This window comes from Xenorhabdus griffiniae, from assembly GCF_001028135.1.
Taxonomy (GTDB): domain Bacteria; phylum Pseudomonadota; class Gammaproteobacteria; order Enterobacterales; family Enterobacteriaceae; genus Xenorhabdus; species Xenorhabdus bakwenae.
The window spans coordinates 1-1888 of the sequence record NZ_LDNM01000184.1; the positions used below are offsets into that span (position 1 = coordinate 1).

The following is a 1888-nucleotide window of genomic DNA, read 5'->3' on the forward strand; positions in this document are numbered from 1 at the left end:
ATTTCTTGCCATCCACGGTGTATATGTCTTTGTAGTAAACACCTCTGCTTCAATAAACCCATCTTCACAACCCGAGCACTGCTTTTTACTGGCTGCACTTCTCGCATAATCCTGAAACGCATAATTTGCGAGTATTTGCAGCACGCTTCGCTTAATATCCTCATCGAGTTTTGCGATGGCACTGTATTTGTGTGCTTGTGTCAGTGCATATTGATAGAGACTCTCCACCGCCTCATCGGGTTTATTGATACCCTGTTTCGCCAAAAACAGCTCAATACCCATCCTCGCCTGAGCGGACGCCAATCCTAGCGAGGCCATAACATCGGTAATTGAGAATGCATCAGTAGCTGTTGCGGCTGGAGAGTCACTAAACATAATGCTCTTGGGTGAAAAGTACTTCGGTAGTGATTCTAATTTCATCTTATCCCCGCCACTGCTTGTTGTTTTACCCTGTTGATTAATCGTCTTATTGCTCCACGCGTGACATCAAATTTATGGGCTACAGTCCTCTGTGAAAGACCAGAAGCCAGTAACCCAATAATTAACGGTGTATCAGACGGCTCTAATTTCTTAATTCGATGTGGTGCGATCCCGTAACGCTCAAATCTAATATCGTCCAGTGTTGACCATGCCGGACGCTTACAGTCAGATAATCGGGTGACATACAAACGCTCTTTACGCTGCCGGATAGCAAAGTGCTTTCCCTCTGACAGTCGCCGCTTCCTTGCGTAAGCCTGCGCCTCTAAAAAGCTTTTTAATATCACTGACTTAGACCCTTAAGCGCTTTATATTTCCTCATTAGGATTACGCCTTTTCTGATTGCGTTAATGGCCCTTATTCGTTTTCTATGCCGAGCCAATAGCAATCCATGCATCAATTGTCATGCCGCCTCCTGTGATTTTAACTCCTTGAGTTTTTTCTTATATTCATCCCTGATAGCCTTGCATTCCTCAATCGTCCATCGGTGGCGGTCATGGTTGGATTCGATATCCTCAACTGCTGCCAGACCGATACGCCGGATTAGCTCCACCCTGTACGGAACCAGATTCCCCGATTTATGCTGATTACAGACGATGCACTGGCGATGGATGTTGTTCTCGTTAAATCTCAGTTGAGGCGCTGCTGACGTTGTCCGATAATGTCCGGCATCCCACTGAGCAGAGGTGTACGTACCACAGGAAACGCACGGTAAATCGCGGTCTCGCTCTCTGATATAGGCATTTACGGCTTGCTGGGCTTGTTGAATCCAATAACTGCGGGGCTTTACTGCTAACTTGCGGGCTTTGAGTTTGTCGCGGGCTAACTTCTGCTTAATTTCATTATCTTTCTTTCGTCGTCGTTCCAGTTCCTCTCGTTTTTTCTGCTCTTGCTTCCTACCTCTGGCTATTGCACACTGGATTGAGCAGGTATTTTGTAATTGCCGCTCTGGTTCATACTGCTCGCCGCATTCTTTACATTTCCGTTGTCGAAACTTTGCCACCTTATCCCCCTAACGCTATCCCCATAATCAGCATGAATGCTGTCCAAAAGCCGAGAAATAGTAGGTATCTCACTGATTCTGCTCCTGTTTGAGTTTCATGTACTCGCTGTCATCTGGTACTGTCACGAAACAACCAATACCCGCAGCCCACTGTTCAACTTGCTCCATGAATCGAAACATCTCGCCAGTATCCAATTTGGATGTCTGGCGTAGTGTCCTGACACGCTCAACTTCCTGCGTTCTGTCAGCAATCCGCTCCACAACCTCATAGCACAAAAATGTGTGCTTGAGCATGTCCTTAACTTCATCCGGTGAGAATTTCGCCCCGTTGGATTTCAGGAAACAACTAATCTCGCCAAACCACATATGCAGGGTTGCGTTCTGAGATAGTGTTCGGGTGTTTTTCCA

4 protein-coding genes are annotated in these 1888 nt (G+C 46.5%); all 4 read right to left on the reverse strand.

Annotated elements, in window-relative coordinates; translation table 11 throughout:
* Nucleotides 1-420 (reverse strand): antitermination protein (locus tag AAY47_RS19545; RefSeq protein ID WP_047772041.1); only part of this gene is annotated, 420 nt, incomplete at its 3' end.
* Nucleotides 417-764, reverse strand: coding sequence for a hypothetical protein (locus AAY47_RS19550; protein WP_047772042.1), 348 nt, complete (start codon nucleotides 762-764; stop codon nucleotides 417-419). The genes AAY47_RS19550 and AAY47_RS19545, both read right to left, overlap by 4 nt.
* Nucleotides 765-880: 116 nt before the next feature.
* Nucleotides 881-1480: a recombination protein NinG gene (locus tag AAY47_RS19555; protein ID WP_047772043.1), complete on the reverse strand. Its 600-nt coding sequence runs from the start codon at nucleotides 1478-1480 to the stop codon at nucleotides 881-883.
* Nucleotides 1481-1549: 69 nt separating this feature from the next.
* On the reverse strand, nucleotides 1550-1888 hold a 339-nt coding region (locus AAY47_RS19560; protein ID WP_047772045.1), incomplete at its 5' end, for a recombination protein NinB.